The following is a 17237-nucleotide window of genomic DNA, read 5'->3' as shown; positions in this document are numbered from 1 at the left end:
CAAACCTGCAAGCTGAACAATGTAATCTAAAACCTCCTGCCTTTCCATTCATATTTTCCAAACAAAGAAAATACTGCCACAGCAACGCTGAAAAAAGGATAAAACAAATTGCTGATCAAAAAGAATTTCACAGATTTTGGCTGAAGGAATTTTCCAGTTTGGTATAAAATTAAAAAGTCGATAAAGATTTTTACAGCAAACAAAAGATACCAATTCCAGAAAGAAAATAAAGAAAAAAGAGTCAAGAAAAAAGAGATTACGATGGCCACGTTTCCTGCAAAAACAACCAAAGCCAAAACTTTACCAAAACCACTTTCATACGAAGCTGTTTTCGAAGCCCAGCGAACTCTTTGGTGAAACAAAGATTTAAAATCATCCAAAGGTTTTGTCAAAATAATATTGGCATCTGATTTTAAATAATGTACTTTTTTCGGATATTTTCTATTGGCTTTTTGCAGTAAAAAAACATCGTCGCCACTTGCAATTCCATTGTTTCCTTCAAAACCATTTAGGTCTTGAAACAACTTTTTTGAATAGGCAAAATTGGCTCCGTTGCACATAAAAGGTTTTTTGATTCCAAAGCTTCCGACAGTTGCGCCTTGCAAACTCATCAAATCCATTTGCTGAAATTGCTGTAAAAATGATTCATCAGCCAAGTAAGAAACGGCACCGACAATCATTTCTGGCTGGTGTTTCTGGATATAATTATCAATCGTTTTCAGCCACTCTTGAGATACAAAACAATCGGCGTCTGTTGTAATTATCCAGTCATTTTGAATAAAATTTATTGCCGTAGCAATCGCATCTTTTTTGGGAGAATTGGACTTTCTGTCGTTTTCAATTAGCTGGTAAGAAAAACTCAAAGCGGGGAATTGCTCAATGATTTCAACCGAAGTATCTTGGGAAGCATCATTCACAAAAACAACTTCAAACAAATTTCTTGGATAATCCAATTGCGAAAGAGAATACAATAATTCCGGAAGATTTTTAGCTTCATTTCGAAACGGAACGACAATTGAAAATTTTGTTTTGGCTTGTAAATCAGTAGTTTCAAAAGAAATTACTTTTTTAAATCCGTAGGCAATCCATCCAATAAAAAAAGAATAAACAATAATGATTCCAAAAAAAACAAAGGCTATACTTTCCATTTTGATTTGAATTTAAAGACATAAAAACTCCCGATTAAAACAGGAAGAACAACATTTAAAAACCAGATTAAGGTGCTGATGAAAACCACAATCCAATCGTTGATGCCAAGATTTCCGAAAAAATAAACGGCTACGCTTCCCTTTACGGCAAAATCCAAAAACTGAAAAGTAGGCAGGGAAGACGCTAAAAAATAAACGCTTGAAATACTTGCCATCAGAGACCAATAAGGTAAATCGACATCAAAAGCCAAGAATAAAAAGTAATATTGATGCGAAAAAATCAAATAGCGACAAACCGCTAAAAAGATGTTTTTCTGATGGATGGGTTTGGGAATTTCGTTTATTTTTTCAAACAATCGATTTAAGGAATAGCCTTTAATCGTGATTTTTTTGAAGAGAAAGGAAGCAACAATCAAGAAAAAAGCAATACCGGAAATAACCAAAACCCATTTTCCATAGCCCAAAATCAGAAGCCCGACGGCACCAAAAATAATGGTCAGAATCATTTGAATTCCGTTGCAGATGAGATTTAGAAAAACGATTTTTTTAGCTTCTTTCTTTTCGAAATACAACGCTTTGGCTCCGTATTCTCCGATTCCGTTTGGTGTGAAAATCGAAGCGGTTAAAGCACTTAAAACTTGTTCCGTTGCTTTGGATACTGAAATTTTCTCAATGACTTGAACCAAATTCTGCCATTTTAAAATCTCAAAAAAGCGGTTGAAAAAACTGAAAGACAAAATAAATAAAATGCCCCAAAAGGATTTTTTTCGATCTAAAAGTTCTAAAAACTGATTCCAATCTAATTTTTCATTATTTGCGAGTTGGTCCCAGATAAAATAAAATGCGCCTCCAACGATCAAAAGTTTGATTAGAAACGTGAGGAATTGTTTAGCTTTGTGAGGAATTGTAATCATTGTCGCAAAGGAACAAAACTTTAGACTTTAAACATTAAACTTTACACTAAAATTGGCCAACGAACGCATCATATTAGGAATCGACCCTGGAACCACGATTATGGGTTTTGGGTTGATAAAAATCGTCAACAAAAAAATGGAATTTTTGCAATTGAACGAATTAATTTTGAACAAATATGACGACCATTACATGAAATTGAAAGTTATTTTTGAACGGACGATCGAATTGATTGAAACCCACCATCCAGACGAAATTGCGATTGAAGCGCCGTTTTTCGGGAAAAATGTCCAATCGATGTTGAAGTTGGGAAGAGCCCAAGGCGTAGCAATGGCGGCGGGACTTTCACGCCAGATTCCGATTACTGAATACGAACCAAAAAAGATAAAAATGGCAATTACAGGAAACGGAAATGCCTCAAAAGAGCAAGTCGCTAAAATGTTACAGCAACTTTTAGGCTTGAAAGAATTACCTAAAAACCTTGATAGCACTGATGGTTTGGCGGCTGCGGTTTGTCATTTTTTTAATTCAGGAAAAGTGATCGACACCAAAAGTTATTCGGGTTGGGATGCTTTTGTGAAGCAGAATGAAGATAAAATTAGAAAATAAGCGAATTAGAAAATTAGTCAATTTCGAACTGAACACTGAATACTAAAATGAGCGGAATTTACATTCACATCCCTTTTTGCAAGCAGGCTTGCCACTATTGCGACTTTCATTTTTCGACTTCCATGAAGAAGAAAGAGGAGATGGTTTTGGCTTTGGCCAAAGAAATGCAGATGCGAAAAAGTGAAAATTCAGAAGTAGTAGAAACGATTTATTTTGGTGGAGGAACACCTTCTGTTTTGACAAATGAAGAGCTGAATTTTCTGATTGAAGAAGTATATCGAAATTTTAATGTTGCGAAAAATCCTGAAATAACGCTCGAAGCTAATCCAGATGATTTATCGGAAGAACGAATTATAGAACTATCAAAAACTCGAATTAACCGTTTAAGTATCGGAATTCAATCTTTTTTTGAAGAAGATTTGAAAATGATGAATCGCGCTCATAATTCGGCGGAAGCCAAAAAATCACTGCAAATTGCAACTCAATATTTTGATAATATTTCGATCGATTTGATTTACGGAATTCCAGGTTTGAACAATGAAATGTGGAGAGAAAACATTCAAACTGCTTTGGATTTTGGCGTGCCACATATTTCAAGTTATGCTTTGACGGTGGAACCAAAAACGGCTTTGAAAAAATTAATTCAAACCGGAAAAATAGCAGAACCAAAAGACGATAGCGCACAAGAACATTTTCAAATCTTGGTGGATGTTTTGCAAGAAAACGAATTTATACATTATGAATTGTCCAATTTTGGAAAGGAAAATTACTTTTCGAAAAATAATTCGGCGTATTGGTTGGGAAAAAAATACATCGGAATTGGACCTTCGGCTCATAGTTATGACGGAGTTTCAAGAAGCTGGAACATTGCCAATAATTCGATTTACCTGAAAGAAATCCAAGGCAATAAATTGCCAAACGAAGTTGAGGTTTTATCAAAAGAAGACCGTTATAACGAATATATCATGACGGGTTTGCGAACTATTTGGGGTATTTCTTTAAATAGAATTGAAACTGAATTTGGAGATAAATTCTTAAATTATTTAGTCCAACAAGCTGATAAATTTCTTGCAGATGATTTGCTTTCGATTGAAAATAATATTCTAAAAACGACACGTAAGGGCAAGTTTTTGGCAGATGGAATCGCTAGTGATTTGTTCATGCTGAACTCGTTTCAGCATCTTTAATGAACTCGTTTCAGCATCTTTAATTGTAAAATTTATATGGAAAAAGGATTTACTTATATTTTGACCAATAAAATTTTCACAGTTTTATATGTTGGAGCTACGAGAGATTTAAAAACTCGAATTGATTGTCATCGAAACGGAACTGGAGCTCTTTTTACTAAAAAATATAATGCCTTTATATTGATATATTTTGAAGAATTTGATGATTATAATGATGCTTTTAGAAGAGAAAAACAGTTAAAGAATTGGCATAAAGATTGGAAATGGAATTTAGCGAAACTCTCAAATCCTCAATTAAAAGATTTATATTTGGAACTATAATTTAGTATCTCAGATTGAGATGCTGAAACAAGTTCAGCATAAATGAAAGCAACAATAGACCATAATTCACAAACTTTTGAGGTTGATTTCTCAAAACCGCTTGATATTTCCATTCCGTTAACGAATACCGATGAAAACCCGATTGCTTGGTACATTGAAAAACCAGAGATTGAGCCAGTTCGTTTTGGCGATTGGATTGGAAAAGTTTCGGAAGGAAGTTCTTCTACAAATTTCAACAACATTGTCTTCAATCCCCACGGACACGGAACCCACACGGAATGTTTGGGACATATCACGAAAGAATTTTACAGCATCAATCAAAGTTTGAAGACATTTTTCTTTTTGGCAGAATTGGTTTCGGTGGAACCTGAAAGTCAAGGAGCGGATTTTGTAATTACGAAAGAACAAATCGAAAAAGCTTTAAACGGAAAAACTCCCGAAGCCATTGTAATCCGAACGTTGCCGAACTTAAAAGAGAAACGTTCTAAAAAATATTCCAATACCAATCCTCCCTATTTGGATGAAAAAGCTTCAGAATTCATCCGCGAAAGCGGTATAAAGCATCTTTTGATTGATTTGCCAAGCGTGGATAAAGAAAAAGACGAGGGAAAATTAGTGGCGCACAAAGCATTTTGGAATGTGAAAAATGTGGACGTTTTAAACGAAGACGCACGATTGGGTGCTACAATTACCGAATTGATTTTTGTTTCAGATGAAATTTCAGAGGGAAGTTATTTGTTGAATTTGCAGATTGCTTCGTTTGAAAATGATGCAAGCCCGAGTAAGCCCGTATTGTATAAAATAGAATAAACTATAGCTATAATGACCATATTAAAGAGTAAGACAGAAGATATTGACGCCATTTTTAAGCTTTATGATCAAGCAACAGCGTATCAAAAAACAGTAACAAAAAAAAGCTGGAAAGGTTTTGAAAGAGCTTTGATTGAAAACGAAATTGAGGAGAATCGACATTTCATAATCAAGGAAGATGATAAGGTTGCTTGTACTTTTGTGCTCACTTTTGATGATGCGGTAATTTGGAAAGAAGCGAATTTGGAGCCTTCGGTTTACATTCACAGAATAGCTACAAATCCTGATTTTAGAGGGCGAAATTATGTCAAAAAAATCGTTGATTGGACGGTAAATTATGCCCAAGAAAATAATAAATTATATGTCAGGCTTGATACGCACAGCGGAAATGAACGTATCAATGCGTATTATGAAAGCTGTGGGTTTACATATAAAGGTATTAGTGAAATTGAATGGACAAGCGATTTGCCAGAACATTACAAAGAAGGTTCTTTCAGCCTTTTTGAAATAAAAATCTAAAAAAATGGACATACAGCAATACTTCGAATATTGTCTTTCTAAAAAAGCGGTTACCGAGCATTTTCCGTTTGATGAAGATACTTTGGTTTTTAAAGTGGGCGGAAAAATATTTGCACTTTCATCCCTAAGCAATTGGGAAAAAGGAACGCCGGCCGTGAATTTAAAGTGTGATCCCGATTTGGCAGAAGAACTTCGTGCTGAATTTAATGATGTGCTTCCGGGGTTTCACATGAGCAAAAAACATTGGAATACCGTGAGAATAAACGGTGATGTTTCCAATAAAAAATTGTGTGGGATGATTGACCATTCTTATGATTTAGTTTTCAAAAGTTTAACTAAAAAATTGCAAAACGAAATATCAGAATTATAATTTAGATAGTATTTTTGTAAAACAAACTTAGTAACTTAGCTACTCAGTGACTTAGCAACTTAAAAAAAATGAACGAACATATTAAAAAATTTTTGAACGAGGAACAAGATCCTAAAGCGATTGACAAAATCACTTCAAAGTTGACTGATTTGCTTATGAAAAATGAGGAGATTGGTTATATCGGAGTTCAAAAAAAGCCAGCAATTACGGTTTTTCCAGATAGTATTGTCTTGACAAACAAACGAATTATCATCTGCAAGCCTAAGAATTTAGGGCTTTCAATGGATTTTACGGACTATACATGGGATGATATTGCAGGAACTTTTGTGAAAGAAAACATCTTAGGTTCTGAGTTTTCGTTTACGACCAAAACTGATTTGACGATTTCAATCGATTATATTCCCAAGACACAGGCTCGAAAAATAAATACGTTCGCAAAGGAGCAATTGGATATTTTGAAAAACGGAATTGCTACCGTTTATGAGCCAATTGATGGCGAACCAAAAACATTTTTAGAAGAAGAACTGGAGGATGATATTTTTCCTAAAACATTTGTTGAAATCGAAGCGCCAGAAGTTATTGAAGAAGTGGAGACAGAAGAAGTGACTGATTTTGCTGAGATTATTCCAGTTGCACAATCAGGATATCGTGATGAAAAACAACATCCGGATGAAAGGCCAGATTCAAAAGAACGCGCTTTGAAAGACCTTTCGCAAGACGAATTGTTTGAAAAACTTCAGAATTATAAAAAATTATTAGACAACGGATTAATTTTGCAAGGCGAATATGATACTTTGAAAAAAGAGATTTTGAGCCATATGTAATTAGACGAAGGTCAATAGTCAAAAAGTCGAAAGATAGAGCAGATGCACTATTTTTCGACTTTTTTTATGTATAATTTTGTCGCTTTATGGCATGTGGCTTTGCAACTTAAAATGTATTCTTTTGTTTCTCTACAAAATTATTCGACTGGAGTTCCAATAATTCTTTGGCATTTTTGCGTTGCAGATTGAAAAGTTCGTTGTCAGAAGCAATGTCTTCATACACCTTATCGTGCATTGAAGCGCTTGTTTTTACCAGCAATTCCCGTTGGTATTTGTCTTGATTGATGGTCGCTATAAGCGCGGTTTCTAAATCTTCCAGCTTAAAATCATATTCGCCTTTTGGCGATAACAATTTGGCTATAATCGGAGAAGTTTCAATGGCTAAAAACAAAAGCATTATGAAAAAAGAAGGCAACCAAGGCAAGCTGTTTAAAGCGTTGATTCGAGCCATCAAACCGTCAAAACCGTCTATGATTGGTTCGGTATCGGCTACTTTTTTGTCTAAATCAGCCTGAAGTGTTTTTGCTGTCTTTTCCAGTTCCGCAATTTTATCCAAATTTGTTTTTCGCAAAACATCCAATTCGGCTTTTGCCAAATCGTGTTTTGCAATTTTCTCTTTAAAAACAGGACCTTTTCCTAATTTTTTAGTTCCTGCAGTTCCTTCGGCTTCGGTAATATAAGTCGTGTACAAAGCGTTGACTTCTTTCTCTTTCTTGATCATTTCAGATTTTAAGCTGTCGGTTTGCGCTTTATTTTTATCCAAATCTGATTTGAAATAATTGGCAACTTCTTTCTTATTGTTCAGCGCCATTGCATTTTTTTCTTTCAATAAAACGGTATTGATTTCCTTTTCGAAAATTTTAATTTCCAAGGGTTTTGAGATGACAATTGCAATGATGATCGCCAGCATAATTCTGGGTGTTGCTTGAAGAAATTCCGCCGAAAAACTATCTCTTTTTTTAATGGTGGAAACAATAAATCGATCGAGATTAAAAATGAGCAAACCCCAAACCAAGCCAAAGAAAAGGGCGGGGTAAACACTGTCAAAAACAGTAAATAGGGCATAAGCACTGGCGATAAAAGCCATAACAGCTGTAAAAAAAACGGTCGCTCCGATTCCGGCAAACTTAGTGTTTTCGCTATCAGAACAAGTTTCAAGAAGCTTTCTGTCGGCTCCTGAACACAAGATGAAGAATTGTTTTAACATGATGATTGATGATTTGTGTATTGAAAACGTGTCCAATACGTGATGATTGATGATGTTTACAAAAGTAACGCCAAAATTTTAATTCTGGTATAAACGGTTGATATCTTTTAGTTTAGAGATAAAAAAAATCCGCTCATTGAGCGGATTTTAAATTTTATTTTTTTTCAACCTTTAATCGAATTGGTAAATTATAAGCTGCTCTAACTAATTTGCCATTTTCTTGTCCTGGCAGCCATTTTGGTGAATTTTTAAGAATTCGCAATGTCTCTTCTTTGGTTCCATGTCCTAAGTCTCTAATTATGTTGATGTTAGTTAGGCTTCCGTCGGTTTCTACAACGAAGCTCGCCAAAACATTTCCTGACTGAGTGAGTTCTGAAGGAATCTTAAATTCTTTTAAAACATACTGTCCAAATGCACTCATTCCTCCAGGAAATTCTGGTATAACTTCTATTGAAGTGTAAATGTCAGATTCTTTTAGTTTTTTTGAGTTAGGATTCCCATTTATTGGTTCAAGTTTTTTTACAATTGCATTTTTATTTTGCGAGGTTTTTGCATCGTAGAGATTTTTGGAACAAGAAATAAATATCAATCCCGCCAAAACGGGTACTACCGCTAATTTTTTGAGCAATGCTCTTGATTGTGATGTGGTTTTTGTCATCATAATTAATCGTTTTTTGGTTACTAAAAAATTTAAATTACTGGCCAAGTAAAAGTTGCTGTTCCAAGATGCTTTTTCCAAAAGCAAGCTTTGGTAAAACGGAACGTTGTTATAAGAGGTCACCACTTTCTCGTCTGCGAGAAATTCGTGGTTTAATTGAATTGCTTTTTTGTAGAAAATCAAGATTGGATTGAACCAGAACAGGGTTTTCAAAAACTCGATAAATAAAACGTCAAGCGTATGTCTTTGGCGCACGTGCGTGAGTTCGTGCATGTATAATTCGTCTTCAATATTTCTGTTTTCGAAGTCGCTTTTATTGATGAAAATGTAATTCAAAAAAGTGTGTGGCAGAATTTTTTCTTCAATCAAAACCAAGATTGCATTTTGATATTTTTCTTTTGGATTTGTTCTGATTTTTGAAATGATTTCAAATAGGTTTTTTCCAAAACGAAACAGAAATAATGATGTAATTATTCCGTGAAAAATCCAAAATAGAGCCGGCCAAATGCTGGTTTCATTAGTTATTGTTATCGTTTCTCCTTGAACGACTTGAATCGCATTTGGGATAATCGCATTCTGAAAAGTTTCAATAGCAAAATCAAATTTCAAAAACGGAATCACAAACGAAAACACGATACTTCCCAAAAGATAGAATCGGTTAAAACGGCTCATTTTTTCTTTTTCTAAGAATAATTTATAAACTCCTAAAAGCAAGAACAAGCATAATGTTGATTTGATTAAAATGGCTATCATTTTTTCTTTTTTTGAAGTTGTTGGTCAATGATTTTCTGAAGTTCTTCCAATTCGTTTTTGCTCAAATTAGTTTCTGTCGTAAAAAAAGAAGCAAATTGCGAAGCTGAATTATTGAAGAAATTTTTGATTAATCCGTTGACGTGTTTTGAGAAATAATCTGTTTTTTTAACCAACGGGAAATATTGGCGAGCATTTCCTATTTCATTATAGCTTATGAAATTTTTGTCAATTATTCTTTTTAACAACGTGGCAACGGTTGTTGTTGCTGGTTTTGGATCTGGATATTGGTCAAGCAAATCTTTCATAAATGCCTTTTCAAGTTTCCAAAGGTGTTGCATTAATTGTTCTTCTGAATTTGATAGTTGCATTTTATTCTATTTTTGGTTCTGTTTGATTAATTAATTCTCCTTTTTCATACGTTTTGATTCCGATGAGTTTTCCTTCTTCGTTATAAAACTTCCAGTTACCTTGATAATACCAATGTATTTGTTTTTCGGTCAAATCAAGCTGGGTTTTTCCTTGTGAGCTTATTTTTCCATTTGGATGATAATAGGTCGTTTCGCAAATCCCGTTTTTGTATTTTTCTTTTCGGAGTAATTTTTTATTGGCAAATTGTTTGTGTGTTCCTTTCTCAAGTCCATCTTTAAACCTTCCAATAGATTGGTAATTTACCTCATCCATTTTATTGTGATCAATCCATTTGCCATGGCGCTCGTTATTTTTTACACGATTTATTTTGCAACTTGAGAAAGTAAATAGTAGTAACAATATAAAAGTTAGAAAACGTAATTTTTTAGAATTCATTCTTAGGATTTAGAGTCTCTTCTATAAATGTAGAAATAAATTTCAATTCTACAAATGTAGAGCAATTTTTTTCAGAAGTTTTATTTTGCGTAAGCGATTGACGCACCAGCGGAATAAAAGATACAGCGGAAAGGGCGACCTAATTTTATGCGAATTTAATTTTTTGCAGATGGGTTATATATTGGGAACTGCAAAAAAAAATCCGCTCATTGCTGAACGGATTATAATTTATTTTTTACTAATTTTTATTGGTAAATTGTATCCAACCCTAATGGGTTTATAATCTTGCATTCCTGGTTTCCATTTGGGAGCAAGTTTCATGATTCGAACCGCTTCTTCGCCGGTTCCATAACCCAAATCACGTACCACTTTAATATCACTAAGGCTTCCGTCTTTTTCGACAATGAAACTTACATAGATAGTTCCAGATCCTGAAAAAGTAGCGGGAACCTTGTAGCTTTTAGAAACATATTTTGCAAACCCTGCCATACCGCCGGGAAATTCAGGGAGTGTTTGGACCTTTGATTGAATTTTTTTATCCTCAGTTTCTTTTTGATTTACTGAAATTGAATCTACAGCTTGGGCTTGACAATTAAAATTGAAGATAAAAAAAACAATGAAAAAGGCAATTTTAGTTACGTTGAAAAAAATATTCATTGTTTTACTATTTTGAAAGCTCCACAAAATATTTATAAAACAATGGAATAGTTTCAATTCCTTTTAAGTAATTGAAAACTCCAAAATGCTCATTTGGCGAGTGAATCGCGTCTGAATCCAAACCAAATCCCATCAATATTGTTTTTGATTTTAATTCTTTCTCAAACAAGGCCACAATTGGAATGCTTCCTCCTGAACGAACCGGAATGGGTTGTACGCCGAAGCTTTCATTATACGCTTTTGCCGCAGCCTGATAACCGATGCTGTCAATTGGCGTCACATATCCTTGACCTCCGTGATGCGGTTTTACTTTTACGGTAACACCAGCAGGAGCGATGCTTTCGAAATGTTTAGTGAACAATTCAGTGATTTCGTGCCAGTCTTGATTCGGAACCAGACGCATAGAAATTTTAGCGAATGCCTTGCTTGCGATAACCGTTTTCGCACCTTCGCCTGTGTAACCGCCCCAGATTCCGTTCACGTCTAATGTTGGACGGATAGAGTTTCTTTCGTTAGTCGTATATCCTTTTTCTCCGTAGATATCGTTTAGGTCTAACGCTTTTTTATAATTTTCTAATGAAAACGGAGCCTTTGCCATTTCAGCTCTTTCAGCATCCGAAAGTTCTTCTACTTTATCGTAAAATCCAGGAATGGTAATGTGGTTGTTTTCGTCGTGCAGCGAGGCAATCATTTTTGCCAAAACATTGATCGGATTCGCAACGGCTCCTCCATACAAACCAGAATGCAAGTCACGATTTGGACCTGTAACTTCCACTTCCACATAGCTTAAGCCTCTCAGGCCTGTGGTAATCGAAGGTTGTGTATTGGAAATCATTCCGGTATCTGAAATCAAAATCACATCATTTTTCAGTTTTTCTTGGTTTCTTTCCACAAACCAGCTCAAGCTTGCCGATCCCACTTCTTCTTCACCTTCAATCATAAATTTCACGTTGCAAGGAAGGTTGTTGGTCTGCACCATATATTCCAAAGCTTTCACGTGCATGTACATTTGGCCTTTGTCATCGCAGGCGCCACGCGCAAAAATAGCTCCCTCGGGATGCAATTCGGTTTTTTTGATAACAGGTTCAAATGGAGGCGAAGTCCATAACTCTATTGGATCTGGTGGCTGAACGTCATAATGACCATAAACCAAAACCGTTGGAAGGGCCGGATCGATCATTTTTTCGCCATAAACAATTGGATAGCCAGGCGTATCGCAAATTTCAACGAAATCGCAACCCGCTTTTTCCAGGCTTTCTTTCACGGCATTAGCCGTGTCAATGACATCTTGAGAATAAGCAGAATCAGCGCTGACAGATGGAATCTTCAGTAAATCAATAAGTTCGTTCAGGAAACGCCCCTTGTTTTTTTGAACGTAATCTTTTATAGTGTCCATTATTTTTAATTAATGTGTTGACTGCCAAAAATACGAAAAAGAATTTTTTAAATTTTTTAAATTTTTTATTTGAAAGTTCAAAAGTATCCCTATATTTGCACTCACAATTTCTGCGGATATGGTGAAATTGGTAGACATGCCAGACTTAGGATCTGGTGCCGCAAGGCGTGTAGGTTCGAGTCCTATTATCCGCACAAAAAGCTTCTCAATCGAGAAGCTTTTTTTTTGGACTAAACTTTTTCCAAATTAACATCTAAAATTCCTTTTCCAAATCATTTTCCTTTAAATTTACGCTTTAATAAACTTTACAATGAGAAAAAAAACCTTTTTCATTTTGTTAGCGATCGGAAACATGCTGACAATTGAAGCGCAAGAAACGAAACAGACTATGAATCCATTCTTTCAGGCATACAACACGCCTTATGAAGTGCCACCTTTTGATAAAATCAAAACAGAACATTTCAAACCTGCAATTTTAGAGGGAATTAAAAAACACGAAGCAGAGATTACTGCTATTGCTAATAGTTCAGAAGCACCGAGTTTTGAAAACACTATTTTGGCAATGGAAAATGCAGGCGAATTATTGTCAAAAGTTAATATTGTTTTTGGAAACTTAAACAGTGCAAACACGAATGATGAATTGCAGAAAATTGCAAAAGAAGTTTCTCCAAATCTTGCAGCTCATAACGATAATATCTACTTAAACGAAAAATTATTCAAGCGTGTAAAAGCAATTTGGGACAAAAAAGAATCTTTAAAATTAAATTTAGAGCAAGCCAAAATTCTTGAAAACCGTCACAAGGCATTCGTGAGAAGCGGTGCCAATTTATCAAATGAAGACAAAGACAAACTGCGAAAAATTAATGCAGAACTGTCGCTGACTTCTTTAAAATATGGGCAAAATATTTTAGCAGAAACTAACAAATATGAATTGGTGATCTCTGATAGAAAAGAATTAACGGGTTTGCCACAAGAATTAATTAACGCTGCTGCGGAAGATGCTAAAGCAAAAGGCAAAGACGGAAAGTGGGTTTTTACGCTTTCTAATTCTAGCGTAATGCCGTTTTTGCAATACAGTTCCAATAGAAAATTGCGTCAGCAAATTTGGGATGCGTACCAAACCAGAGCCAATCACGATGATGATTTAGACAATAAAGAAAATGTGATCAAGCTGGCGAATCTACGTGGCGAAAAAGCACGATTATTAGGCTACAAATCACATTCTGATTATGTTTTAGAAGAAGCTATGGCGAAAAATCCAGCAAATGTGGCCCAGCTTTTAAATGATTTATGGGCACCTGCTTTAGAAATTGCCAAAACAGAAGCGGCTGATATCCAAAAAATGATGGATAAAGACGGAATCAAAGACCAAGTGAAACCATACGATTGGAGATATTATACAGAAAAAATCAGGAAACAGCGTTTTGATTTAGACGAGCAGGAGTTAAAACCTTATTTCAGCTTGGAGAATGTAAGAGGTGGTGTTTTTCAAGTAACAGAAAAATTATTTGGACTAAAATTCAAGCAATTGAATGATGTTCCGAAATATCATGAAGAAGTTACCACTTGGGAAGTTACCGAAGCGGATGGAACGCACGTTGGAATTTTATATATGGATTTTTATCCAAGAGCGTCAAAAAGAGGCGGTGCCTGGATGACATCTTACAGAAGTCAAAAAACAGTTAACGGAGAAAGAAATGCACCCGTAATTTCAATTGTCTGTAATTTTACAAAACCAACAGGTGGCGCTCCCGCATTATTGACTTTCGACGAAGTAACTACTTTTTTCCACGAATTTGGTCATGCTTTGCACGGATTATTGTCGAATGTAACTTATAAAAGTTTAGCAGGAACAAGCGTTTCAAGAGATTTTGTAGAATTACCTTCGCAAATCATGGAAAACTGGGCTTCAGAACCTGAAGTTTTAAAAATGTATGCAAAACATTATAAAACAGGAAAAGTGATTCCAGATGCTTTGATAGAGAAATTGCAGAAATCAGGAACTTTTGATCAAGGTTTTACAACGGTAGAATATTTAGCGGCTTCGTTTTTAGATATGGAGTATCATTCACAAACTGCACCAATTACGCTTGATGCCAATGCTTTTGAGAAAAATGCGATGAAAAAAATCGGTTTGATTGATGCGATAATTCCAAGATACAGAAGTACTTATTTCCAGCATATCTTTTCAGGAGGCTATTCTTCAGGATATTACAGCTATATTTGGTCAGGAGTTTTAGACACGGATGCTTTTGAAGCGTTTAAATCAACGACACTTTTTAATCCAGAAAAAGCAAAACTATTCAGAGAAAATATTCTTGAAAAAGGAGGAACCGAGGATCCTATGGTTTTATACAAAAGATTTAGAGGCGCTGAACCAAGCGTGGAACCTTTGTTAAGAAAAAGAGGTTTGGATAAAAAACCAGAAACTTCTAAGAAAATTAAAGGCTAAAAAAAAATCCCATTCTGAAATTTCAGGATGGGATTTTTTTTTTGATATATTTTATTGCAAAGGTTTTACCGAAGCTTCTTTTACAAAAGGCTGGATCTCAATTCCGGCTTCATACAGCTGTGATTTGGCACGCTCCAAAACGTCAGAATGCACATCCCAGAAATCACTTCGATTGGCCCAAGGTCTTACTGCAATAGTTACTCCGTTATCCACCAATCCGGTCACAACAACGGCTGGAGCGGGTTCTTTTAAAATGCGTGGATCAGTGTCAATAATAGTTTTTAAAATAGACTTCACTTCTTGCAAGTTAGAATCATAAGAAACTGTAAAATTGATGTCGGCTCTTCGAGTTCCTTCCAAAGAATAATTGATGATATTTCCGTTGGATAAAGCGCCGTTCGGTACAAAAATGGTTTGGTTATTCGTAGTTGTTAGTTTGGTAACAAAAATTTGAATTTCAAGAACAGTTCCAGAAACACCTTGCGCTTCAATAAAATCACCAACTCTAAAGGGTTTGAATAAAATAATCAGCATGCCTCCCGCAAAATTTGACAACGAACCTTGAAGCGAAAGACCAACTGCCAATCCCATGGCTCCTAAAATCGCAACGAAAGATGAAGTCCCAATTCCTAATTGGTCAATAAAAGTAACGAATAACAAAACCCTTAAAACCCAAAGTAAAATATCAGCTAAAAACTTTGATAAGGTTGGATCAAAGTTTCTTGAAATCATTATTCTTCGAATCATTCTGTTGATAAAACGAATTGCATAAAGACCAACAAATAGAATTATGAAAGCAGTTAATAATTTGGGAGAATAATCCACCAGTATGGTGATGAATTGCGTGGCATACTTGCCCACATAATCAGAACTTGCGATTACTTCTGTTTCTAAATTTTGCATTTTAAGTTGTTTTGATATAAAAAAGCCCTTTCGGTTGAAAGGGCAAATTTAACATTTTAAAAAAGCTTAAATTTTAATGTGGCGTTAAAAAACAAAAAAAAACAGCAACTTTTAGTTATTCTGATTATCCGTGGTACACCCTTGAAAAAATAATTTTTCCGTCTTTCACTTCTAAAACCTCTGCTACTAACATGTCTTGTTCTCCATCTACATTTCTGACATATTCCATAAAAACACGGTCGCTATTTGCAGTCAGCGACGTTACTTTATAATGCAACGAAGGCAGTCGTTCAAACGCCTCTTTCCACCATTCTCTAAGCGCCGATTTCCCTTCCACATAACCATTCGTTTCTGGCTTTCTGATTTTTAATTTCGGACTAAAATGTTTGGCATCCTCATCATAAAGCGATAAAAGTTGCTCTAAATTATGATTGTTAAAAGCGTCAAACCATCGAAAAGCAATCGATTGTAAATTTTCTGGACTCATATATTTTGTAAAATAATAACCGCAGATTTACAGAAAAATCTGCGAATCTGCGGTTATTTTATTTTTAATTCTTGAAAATTAGTGCAATTTGTAGGAAACTAAACGTTTTTCAAATTGATGATTTCCTGCTCTGTCAAAGTTCTGTAATTGCCTCTCGGAAGATTTTTCTTCGTCAAGCCAGCAAAAGCCACACGGTCAATTCTTAAAACATCATAACTCAAATGCTCAAAAATGTGGCGAACCACTTTCACATTTGAAGTACGCAATTTTAATCCGATTTCGCTTTTTGGCTGGTCTTCGATATAGCTCACTTCTTCAACGCTGATGCGATGTCCTTCGATGGTCATTCCTTTTTGGATTTTCTCTAAATCTTCGTACTTTAAGTTTTTGTCTAAAGAAACTTGGTAGATTTTAGAAGATTTCTGATTCGGAATCGTGAATTTTCTGATCATATCCGTGTCATTCGTGAACAACAACAAACCAGTCGTGTTTTTGTCCATTCTTCCCACGGGAGACAACGGCGATTTACTTCCACCGCGAACCAATTCAGATACGTGACGGTGCTCAAAACCTTCGTCCATTGCTGTCGTAAAGTTTTTTGGCTTGTTTAAAAGCAAATATTCTTTCTTTTCAGGAGTCAAAACACTTCCGTCAAAATTCACTACATCGGTAGCTTTTACAAGATATCCCATTTCAGTAACCGGCACGCCGTTTACTTTCACATTTCCAGATTGGATGTAAATATCTGCCTCACGGCGAGAACAAACTCCCGAATTCGCGATGTATTTGTTCAGACGCATTTCGTCTGCTCCTTTTTGTCTTTTCGGAGCTTGGTTCGCTTTCTTTGCAGGCTTTTCCGGAGTCGCTTCCGTTGCTTTTGCTACAGTTGGCTTCGCTTTTTTTGGCCCTTGAGCTCTCTTTGGCAACGCTGGTTTAGACTTGCTAAAACTGCTTTTTCCACCAGATCTGTTTGAGGCGCTTCCCTTTTTGCCTCCGTCATTCTTGTTCATTGTTCTAAATTTGTGCAAAGATAGCGATTTTCGGTTGTAAATCCCTAGTCTATTGGATGATTCGGTTTTTTTAGAAGTATATTGATGTATTTCGAGAAGCTATTTCCTGCTTTTCCCTGCAATCTTTTTTGGCAATGTCTTTTTTTGCACGCCACAAAAGGTCCGTTGGTCGCTCTTTTGTGTCAGCAAAAAATAAGCCATTGCTCAAAA

19 protein-coding genes and 1 tRNA gene are annotated in these 17237 nt (G+C 35.4%); 9 read left to right on the top strand and 11 right to left on the bottom strand.

The annotated features are described in order from the left end of the window. Positions 1–26 precede the first annotated feature (26 nt). Positions 27–1148: a glycosyltransferase family 2 protein gene (locus tag EG849_RS02935; RefSeq protein ID WP_125011587.1), complete on the bottom strand. Its 1122-nt coding sequence runs from the start codon at positions 1146–1148 to the stop codon at positions 27–29. Beyond that, positions 1136–2062 (bottom strand): lysylphosphatidylglycerol synthase domain-containing protein, encoded by a 927-nt coding sequence (locus EG849_RS02930; RefSeq protein ID WP_125011586.1) that lies wholly within the window; start codon positions 2060–2062, stop codon positions 1136–1138. The genes EG849_RS02935 and EG849_RS02930 overlap by 13 nt, the downstream gene beginning before the upstream one ends. A gap of 52 nt (positions 2063–2114) precedes the next feature. Between EG849_RS02930 and ruvC the strand changes: the two genes are divergently transcribed. The 7 genes from ruvC to EG849_RS02895 all read left to right on the top strand — a co-directional run bounded on the left by ruvC (position 2115) and on the right by EG849_RS02895 (position 6700). Further along, complete coding sequence (gene ruvC, locus EG849_RS02925; RefSeq protein ID WP_125011585.1) at positions 2115–2669, top strand: crossover junction endodeoxyribonuclease RuvC; 555 nt, start codon at positions 2115–2117, stop codon at positions 2667–2669. Between the two features lie 47 nt (positions 2670–2716). Further along, the gene (hemW, locus tag EG849_RS02920) at positions 2717–3856 is read left to right on the top strand and encodes a radical SAM family heme chaperone HemW (protein ID WP_125011584.1); all 1140 of its coding nucleotides are present in this window, start codon (positions 2717–2719) and stop codon (positions 3854–3856) included. Positions 3857–3892: 36 nt separating this feature from the next. Next, the gene (locus EG849_RS02915) at positions 3893–4177 is read left to right on the top strand and encodes a GIY-YIG nuclease family protein (protein WP_125011583.1); all 285 of its coding nucleotides are present in this window, start codon (positions 3893–3895) and stop codon (positions 4175–4177) included. Positions 4178–4219: 42 nt separating this feature from the next. Next, positions 4220–4987, top strand: a complete 768-nt coding sequence (locus EG849_RS02910) for a cyclase family protein (protein WP_125011582.1) — start codon at positions 4220–4222, stop codon at positions 4985–4987. A gap of 12 nt (positions 4988–4999) precedes the next feature. Further along, complete coding sequence (locus tag EG849_RS02905; RefSeq protein WP_125011581.1) at positions 5000–5506, top strand: GNAT family N-acetyltransferase; 507 nt, start codon at positions 5000–5002, stop codon at positions 5504–5506. Between the two features lie 4 nt (positions 5507–5510). After that, a complete protein-coding gene (locus EG849_RS02900; RefSeq protein ID WP_125011580.1) occupies positions 5511–5876 on the top strand; it encodes an MmcQ/YjbR family DNA-binding protein in 366 nt (121 codons plus the stop codon). A 68-nt stretch (positions 5877–5944) separates the two neighbouring features. After that, complete coding sequence (locus tag EG849_RS02895) at positions 5945–6700, top strand: PH domain-containing protein (protein WP_125011579.1); 756 nt, start codon at positions 5945–5947, stop codon at positions 6698–6700. Between the two features lie 106 nt (positions 6701–6806). Here EG849_RS02895 and EG849_RS02890 read toward each other — a convergent pair whose 3' ends face one another. The 6 genes from EG849_RS02890 to EG849_RS02865 all read right to left on the bottom strand — a co-directional run bounded on the left by EG849_RS02890 (position 6807) and on the right by EG849_RS02865 (position 12175). Further along, the gene (locus EG849_RS02890) at positions 6807–7907 is read right to left on the bottom strand and encodes a DUF4407 domain-containing protein (protein WP_125011578.1); all 1101 of its coding nucleotides are present in this window, start codon (positions 7905–7907) and stop codon (positions 6807–6809) included. A gap of 154 nt (positions 7908–8061) precedes the next feature. After that, entirely contained in the window at positions 8062–9318 is a 1257-nt protein-coding gene (locus EG849_RS02885; RefSeq protein ID WP_125011577.1) for a M56 family metallopeptidase, read from the bottom strand. Further along, positions 9315–9686, bottom strand: coding sequence for a BlaI/MecI/CopY family transcriptional regulator (locus EG849_RS02880; RefSeq protein WP_125011576.1), 372 nt, complete (start codon positions 9684–9686; stop codon positions 9315–9317). The genes EG849_RS02885 and EG849_RS02880 overlap by 4 nt, the downstream gene beginning before the upstream one ends. 1 nt (position 9687) lies before the next feature. Then, complete coding sequence (locus tag EG849_RS02875) at positions 9688–10122, bottom strand: toxin-antitoxin system YwqK family antitoxin (RefSeq protein WP_125011575.1); 435 nt, start codon at positions 10120–10122, stop codon at positions 9688–9690. 228 nt (positions 10123–10350) lie between these two features. Continuing rightward, positions 10351–10779 carry an energy transducer TonB gene (locus EG849_RS02870; protein WP_125011574.1) on the bottom strand — a complete coding sequence of 143 codons (429 nt, stop codon included), beginning with the start codon at positions 10777–10779 and terminating at the stop codon, positions 10351–10353. 7 nt (positions 10780–10786) lie between these two features. Continuing rightward, positions 10787–12175, bottom strand: a complete 1389-nt coding sequence (locus EG849_RS02865) for a dipeptidase (RefSeq protein ID WP_125011573.1) — start codon at positions 12173–12175, stop codon at positions 10787–10789. A gap of 112 nt (positions 12176–12287) precedes the next feature. Here EG849_RS02865 and EG849_RS02860 point away from each other — a divergent pair. Continuing rightward, positions 12288–12369 (top strand) — tRNA-Leu (locus tag EG849_RS02860). Positions 12370–12563: 194 nt separating this feature from the next. Beyond that, positions 12564–14627: a M3 family metallopeptidase gene (locus EG849_RS02855; RefSeq protein WP_394336483.1), complete on the top strand. Its 2064-nt coding sequence runs from the start codon at positions 12564–12566 to the stop codon at positions 14625–14627. A gap of 51 nt (positions 14628–14678) precedes the next feature. On the opposite strand, the gene EG849_RS02850 is transcribed toward EG849_RS02855, so the two are convergent. The 3 genes from EG849_RS02850 to EG849_RS02840 form a co-directional block, all read right to left on the bottom strand. Then, positions 14679–15530, bottom strand: coding sequence for a mechanosensitive ion channel family protein (locus EG849_RS02850; RefSeq protein ID WP_125011571.1), 852 nt, complete (start codon positions 15528–15530; stop codon positions 14679–14681). Positions 15531–15654: 124 nt separating this feature from the next. After that, positions 15655–16017, bottom strand: coding sequence for a nuclear transport factor 2 family protein (locus EG849_RS02845; protein ID WP_125011570.1), 363 nt, complete (start codon positions 16015–16017; stop codon positions 15655–15657). A 98-nt stretch (positions 16018–16115) separates the two neighbouring features. Beyond that, on the bottom strand, positions 16116–17027 hold the full coding sequence (locus tag EG849_RS02840) for a pseudouridine synthase (protein ID WP_125011569.1): 912 nt from the start codon (positions 17025–17027) through the stop codon (positions 16116–16118). Between the last annotated feature and the right edge of the window lie 210 nt (positions 17028–17237).

Origin of the sequence: Flavobacterium macacae (genome assembly GCF_003865365.1) — a bacterium.
Taxonomy (GTDB): Bacteria; Bacteroidota; Bacteroidia; order Flavobacteriales; family Flavobacteriaceae; genus Flavobacterium; species Flavobacterium macacae.
This window is presented reverse-complemented; position numbering and strand designations above follow the sequence as displayed.